The organism is Mycobacterium asiaticum, assembly GCF_001673315.1.
GTDB lineage: Bacteria > Actinomycetota > Actinomycetes > Mycobacteriales > Mycobacteriaceae > Mycobacterium > Mycobacterium asiaticum_B.
The window spans coordinates 1-7022 of sequence record NZ_LZLQ01000083.1 but is presented as its reverse complement, the minus strand read 5'-3'; the positions used below and the strand labels follow the sequence as shown (position 1 = coordinate 7022).

The 7022-nt window shown below is 67.9% G+C and carries 2 protein-coding genes; both read right to left on the bottom strand.

Features of this window, described 5'->3' with window-relative positions; all coding sequences use genetic code 11:
- On the bottom strand, positions 1-1971 hold a 1971-nt coding region (locus tag A5636_RS12870), incomplete at its 3' end, for a type I polyketide synthase (RefSeq protein ID WP_155763790.1).
- 441 nt (positions 1972-2412) lie between these two features.
- Positions 2413-7022 (bottom strand): sulfolipid-1 biosynthesis phthioceranic/hydroxyphthioceranic acid synthase (pks2, locus tag A5636_RS12865; RefSeq protein WP_065159033.1); only part of this gene is annotated, 4610 nt, incomplete at its 5' end.

The window sequence follows — 7022 nt, the reverse complement described above, 5'->3', positions numbered from 1 at the left end:
GATGCGGGTCATCAGCTTGGAGCGGCGGCAGATGACTTTCGCGCCGTCTTCCAGCGACAGCGCCCCGGCGACCACCGAGGCCGCCGACTCGCCCAGCGAGTGGCCAATCACCGCTCCGGGGGTGACCCCGTAGGACTTCATGGTGGCCGCCAGGGCGACCTGCATGGCGAACAGGGTGGGCTGCACCCGGTCGATGCCGGTGACTTTCTCCGGTGCGGTCATGGCTTCGGTGACCGAGAAACCGGACTCGGCGGCGATCAGCGGTTCGACCTCGGCGATCGTGGCGGCGAACACCGGTTCGTTTTCCAGTAAGTCCTTGCCCATCTCGGCCCATTGCGAACCCTGACCGGAGAACACCCAGACCGGTCCCCGGTCGTCCTGGCCCACCGCGGGCGGGTAGGGCGTCTCACCGTCGGCGACCTCGCGCAGTGCCGCGCCCAACTCGGCGGCGGTGCCGGCCAGCACCGCGGTACGCACCGGCCGATGCCCACGCCGGCGCGCCAGCGTGTACGCCAGATCCGAGATTTGCAGGTCGGAGTCTTGCGCTTCGACCCAGTCGGCGAGCCGACCGGCCGTCTTGCGCAGCGCGTCCTCGGAACTGGCCGAGATCGGGAAGACCAGGGCGCCTGTCGCGCTGCTGCCGTCGGCGGTCTCGGGCGGGACGCTCTCCTGGGAGCCGGGGGCTTGTTCCAAGATGGCGTGCACGTTGGTACCCGACATGCCGTACGACGAGACCGCGGCGCGCCTGGGCGCCGCCTGGTCGTCCTTGGGCCAAGGCGTAACTTGCTGCGGCACAAAAAGATTGGTGTCGATCTCGGCGATCTTGTCCGGCATCGTGTTGAAGTGCAGGTTCTGCGGGACGACCCCGTGCTGCACGGCCAGGACTGTTTTCATCAGTCCGAGCGCGCCGGCGGTGGACTGGGTGTGGCCGAAGTTGGTCTTCACCGACCCGAGTGCGCAGGGGCCGTCATTGCCGTAAACCGCGGCCAGGCTGGCGAACTCGATCGGATCACCCACCGGGGTGCCGGTACCGTGCGCCTCGACCATTCCGATGGTGTTCGGGTCGATATCGGCGGCGGCCAGCGCTGTGCGGTAGACCGCCTCCTGGGCGTCGACGGACGGCGTCACGATGTTGACGGTGTGGCCGTCCTGGTTGGCGGCGGTACCGCGCATGACGGCCAGGATCCGGTCACCGTCGCGTTGCGCATCCTCCAGGCGCTTGAGCAGCAGGACCACCGCGCCCTCGCCGGAAACGAAACCGTCCGCCTCGACGTCGAACGCATGGCAACGTCCGGTGCGGGACAGCATGCCGTTGGCCGACCCAGAAGCGAACCGGCGCGGTTCGAGCATCGCGTACACGCCGCCGGTGAACGCCAGGTCACTCTCACCGTCGCAGAGGCTGCGGAACGCCAGGTGCGCAGCGAACAGTCCCGAGGAACACGCGGTGTCCACAGTGACCGAGGGGCCGCGCAGGCTCAGGGCGTAGGAGACGCGACCGGAGGCCATGCAGGAGTTGGTGCCGGTATTGCCGTACGGGCCCTCCAGGGTGCCGGTCTCGGCCTGCACGAACTGGTAGTCGCCATGATTCAGGCCGATGAACACCCCGGTGGCGGTGTCGGTCATCTGGGCGGGAGTGAGGCCAGCGTGTTCCATGGCCTCCCACGAGGTTTCCAGCAGCAGTCGATGCTGCGGATCCATGGCTGTCGCTTCTTTTTCGGAAATGCCGAAGAAGTCCGGGTCGAAGTCGCCGATGTTGTCCAGGAAGGCGCCCCACTTGCAGTGCGAGCGTCCGGGCACGCCGGGTTCGGGGTCGTAGTACTCGTCGATATCCCAGCGCTCGCGCGGCACTTCGGTGACGAAGTCCTCGCCGCGGAGCAGGGCCTGCCACAACTGTTCGGGAGAGTCGATGCCGCCCGGCAGCCGGCACGCCAGACCAATGACTGCAACCGGGGTTACGCGTGCTTTATCCACGGTCGTACTTCATCTCCTTAGCCCGCGCTTCAAGCCCTCTTCGGCAAGTTCTCGTCGAACTTCGCGCCCTGCTGTTCCCAATGCCACAGCCGCGGCCGCCTGCCGCCCCCACACTTCAACGCCCACCTCTAGTTGAGCGTGAGCCGAGCGTATCGGGTTGCTTAGTCGCATGTAGAAAAATCGTGCGTACGTACAAAAAAATTAACCGAAGGTGATGGCAATCACACTGCGTCGTGAACCCTGGCCGCAGCGCATTTCACCTTAAACGTCCAGCGTATGAGGCTGGTATGGCGGAATGAGAGGTTGTCCCGGCGACGCTGCGGGCCCCGCGGCCCAACATCCCTTCCCCCGTCTTACCGGGCAAAGTTGCGGGCGGAATACGGACTGCCGAAGTGCGGGAAAACAGACCGAGCTTCCCAGCTTTCGGCGACCGTACCGTTTTTACCCCGCGCCCTCTTGCGCGGCGGCGAGTCGCTCGGCCAGACGGTCCGCCAAATCCCGCACCGTGGTGATCTCGTTGGAGGTCACCCGTATGCCGGTTTCCGTCTCGATGTGGGTGCGCAACTCGAGATTTCCGAGCGAGTCGAGCCCGTATTCGGACAGCGCCCAGTCCGGGTCGACGGCACGCCGCAGGATCAGGCTGACGCCCTCGGAGATCAGGCGGCGCAGTTGACCGGCCCACTCCTCCTGCGGAATCTCCAGAAGTTTGGACAGCAGCTTGTTGCCGCCCGCGCGGCCCTTCGCGGATTTGAACAACTCGGCGAACGGGCTGCGCTGCGCGAACGCGGTCAGCCACGGCGAGCCGATCACCGGGGCGTATCCGGTGTAGGCCCGGTTGTGGCGCAGCAGCGCTTCGAACGCATAGGCACCGTCGTCCGGGCTGATGGCGTCGGTGTCGGCGGATTCCTCGGCGAAGGTCGTCGCGCGGCCGATCTCACCCCACGCACCCCAGGCGATCGAGGTCGCCGGCAGCCCCTGGCTGCGTCGCCAGTGCGTGAACGCGTCCAGCCAACTGTTGGCGGCCGCGTACGCGCCCTGCCCCGGTGAGCCGACCAGTGCCGCGGCCGAGGAGAAGGAGCAGAACCAATCCAGCGGTTGGCCGGTCACGGCTTCATGAAGGTGCCAGGCGCCTGCCACCTTGGGCGCCCAGTCGCGCTGGATGAGTTCGTCGGTGATGTTCGGCAACGTCGCGTCCTCGACAACCGCCGCGGCGTGCAGGACGCCGCGCACCGGCAGCCCCGTGGCGGTGGCCGCGACGATCAGCCGTTCGGCCGTGCTCGACTCGACGATGTCGCCGCACTCCACCACCACCTCGGACCCGATGGCACGGATCATCTCGATGGTCTCCAGCGCCTTCTGGCTGGGCTGCGAGCGGGAGCTGAGCACGATGCGGCCCGCGCCGGCACTCGCCATCTTCTCGGCCAGGAACAGGCCGAGACCGCCCAGGCCACCGGTGATCACGTAGGCGCCGTCGGTACGGAAGACGTTCGACTGCTCCGGGGGCAGCACGACACTGCTGCGACCGGTGTGGGGAACCTCCAGGATGAGCTTGCCGGTGTGCTCGGCCGCACCCATGACCCGGATCGCGGTGGCGGCCTCGGCCAGCGGGTAGCTGGTGTTCTCGGGTATCGGCAGCACGCCCTCGGCGGTGGCGCGGTAGACGGTGCTCAGCAGCTCGCGAACCGCGTCGGGATCGGTTTGCGACAGCAACCCGAGGTCCAGCCCGTGGAACGAGAGGTTCTGCCGGAACGGGAAGAGCCCGACTTTGGTGTCGCCGTAGATGTCGCGCTTGCCGATCTCGACGAACTGCCCGCCCCGCGCCAGCAGCTTGATCCCGGCCAGTTGCGCCGCGCCGAACACCGAGTTGAGCACGACGTCCACGCCGTAACCGTCGGTGTCGCGGCGAATCTGCTCGGCGAATTCGACGCTGCGCGAATCATAGATATGCTTGATTCCCATGCCCCGCAACAGTTCTCGACGCTGCTCGCTGCCGGCCGTCGCGTAGACCTCGGCGCCGACGGCGCGCGCGATCGCGATCGCCGCCTGGCCGACCCCACCGGTTGCCGAGTGGATCAGCACCTTGTCGCCGGACCTGATTCGGGCCAGGTCGTGCAGCCCGCACCAGGCGGTCGCCGACGCCGTGGTGACCGCGGCCGCCTGGGCGTCGGTCAGCCCATCGGGTAGGGGGGTGGCCAGGCGCGCGTCGCAGGTGACGAAGGTGGCCCAGCAACCGTTGGGGGACAGGCCGCCGACGCGGTCGCCGACTTTGAGGTCTGTCACGCCGGGTCCGACCGCACTCACCACGCCGGCAAAGTCGGTGCCCAACTGCGGCAGCCGCCCATCGGCGGTGTGGTAACGGCCGAAAGTGACCAGGACATCGGCGAAGTTGATACTGGACGCGCCGACCGCGACCTCGATCTCACCGGGACCGGGCGGCACCCGATCGAACGCGGCGAACTCCAGCGTCTGCAGATCACCGGGGGTGCGGATATGCAGACGCATGCCGTGGTTCTCGTGGTCGACGACGGTGGTGTGCCGCTCGTCCGGACCCAGCGGGGTGGGACTCAGCCGCGCGGTGTACCACTCGTCGTTCCGCCACGCGGTTTCGTCTTCTTCTGAGTCGGCCAGCAGGAGTTGGCGGGCCACCTGTTCGGCGGCGGTGTGCTCGTCGACGTCGATATAGGTGACGTGCAGGTGTGGCTGCTCGGCGCTGATCACCCGCAGCAGGCCACGAAGACCGCCCTGCTCCAGGTTAGGCCGGTCCTCGCTCAGCACTGGCTGGGCATCGCGGGTCAGCACATACAACCGGGGTGTTTGACCCTGGACGTCGACGAGTTCGCGCGCGATACGCACCATGTGCTCGACGTACTCACTGCCACGCGCGCCGGCCTGCGCAGCAGGGTCCCCGTTGCCGGGAGCGGTGACGACGACGACTCCGTGGAATGGACTGCCGTTGACCTGGTCGTGAAGCACGCCGGCTTGGGTGTCGTGGTCGTCGCTCAGGCGCCAGGACATGGTGGTGCTCTGCGCGTCGTGGACCTTCAGCACGTCGGTGAGCTGGGTCGCGGCCATGTCAGCGGCGTCGGAGGTGCTGATCAGCAGCCAGGCGCCGGGTTCGGTCACCGTCTGCTCGGGCAACTCGCGCTGACGCCATTCGATGGTCAGCAGCCGTTCGTTCAGTACCCGGTCGCGCTCGCTGCCCGCCGGGGCACCGGTCCCCATCTCGAGTCCGCGGACCGCAACCAGCGTCGTGCCGTGCTCGTCGAGGATGTCGAGGTCGGCTACCAGCGATCCGGTGCCGCCGTCGCTGGTCACGGTCGTGAGGCAATACCGGGCATGCCGGGCCGGACCGTACGCACGCAACCGTCCGACACCGAGCGGCACCAGGAGACCGCCGCCGCCGGCATTGCGGACCGCCGGATGCGCCGCCACCGACTGGAAGCAGGCGTCCAGCAATGCGGGATGCACCCCGTAGGCACCCTGCTGGGAACGAATCGAACTGGGCACCGCGACCTCGGCCAGCACCGTGTCGCCGGCGCCCTCGGTGGTGTGCGCGGAGGTCAGGCCGGCGAACGCCGGGCCGTACTGGATGCCGCGCAGGTCGAATTGCTGGCGCAGGTCGTCGCCTTCGATCGGACTCGGATGCCCGGCCAGCAGAGCTTCGATGTCCCGGGCTAAGGGGACATAGTCTTCGTCGTCTTCGTCATCTTCGTCGAAGTCTTCCTCGACGGTGTGCAGGGTGGCCGACGCGCGTCGGGCACGTTCGCCGTCCTGGTTTGTCTCCACCACGAAGGGGACGACGCCTGGGGCTTCGACCGTCGCGGTGGCGCCTACCGGGGTTTGTTCGTCGAGGAGCAGCAATTGCTCGAATTTGACGTCGCGGACTTCGCACGCGTCACCGAGCACCGTGCGGGCCGCGGTCAATGCCATTTCGCAGTAGGCGGCACCGGGCAAGACGGCCGCACCGCGGATCTGGTGATCGGCCAGCCAGGGTTGCGCCTCGGTGCCGACGTCGCCCTGCCAGACGTGGCGCTCGGGCTCCTCGGGCAGCCGCACATGCGAACCCAACAAGGGATGCACCGCAACGGTATTGGCGTGCGCCAACCGGTCGGTGCTCTCTACCAGCAGCAGGCGGCGATGGTTCCAGGCCGGCAGGGTCGCGTCGACCAGGCGACCGCTCGGGTACAGCACCGAGAAGTCCACCGCGGCGCCCGCGGCGTATAGGTCGCCGACCAGCCCACGCAACCCGTGGGGCAGTGGTTGCTCGCGGCGCATCGCGGCCAGCGCGGCGGCTGACATGTCCAGGCTGCGGGCGGTTTGGTCCACTGCGTGGGTGAGCAGCGGGTGCGGGGACAGTTCGGTGAAGACCCGGAAGCCGTCCTCGAGGGCGGCCTGCACGGCCGCCGCGAAGCGCACCGTGTGCCGCAGGTTGTCGGCCCAGTAGTAGGCGTCGAAGTACGGCTCCTCGCGCGGGTCGAACGACGTTGACGAGTAGTACGGGACCGCCAGTTGCTCGCCATTGATGTCGGACAGCGCCTCGGTCAGATCGTCGAGGATCGGGTCGACCTGCGGGGTGTGGGAGGCCACGTCGACGGCGACCTCTCGGGCCATCACGTCGCGTTCTTCCCAGGCTGCGACCAACTCGCGCACCGTCTGGGTGGCACCACCGATCACGGTGGACTGCGCCGAGGCGACGACCGCCACGGCGACGTCATCGATACCGCGCGCCATCAACTCGGTAAACACTTGCTGGGCGGGCAATTCCACCGACGCCATGGCTCCGGCACCGGCGATGCGGGTCATCAGCTTGGAGCGGCGGCAGATGACTTTCGCGCCGTCTTCCAGCGACAGCGCCCCGGCGACCACCGAGGCCGCCGACTCGCCCAGTGAGTGGCCGATGACCGCGCCTGGGGTGACCCCGTAGGACTTCATGGTGGCCGCGAGGGCGACCTGCATGGCGAACAGGGTGGGCTGCACCCGGTCGATGCCGGTGACTTTCTCCGGTGCGGTCATGGCTTCGGTGACCGAGAAACCGGACTCGGCGGCGATCA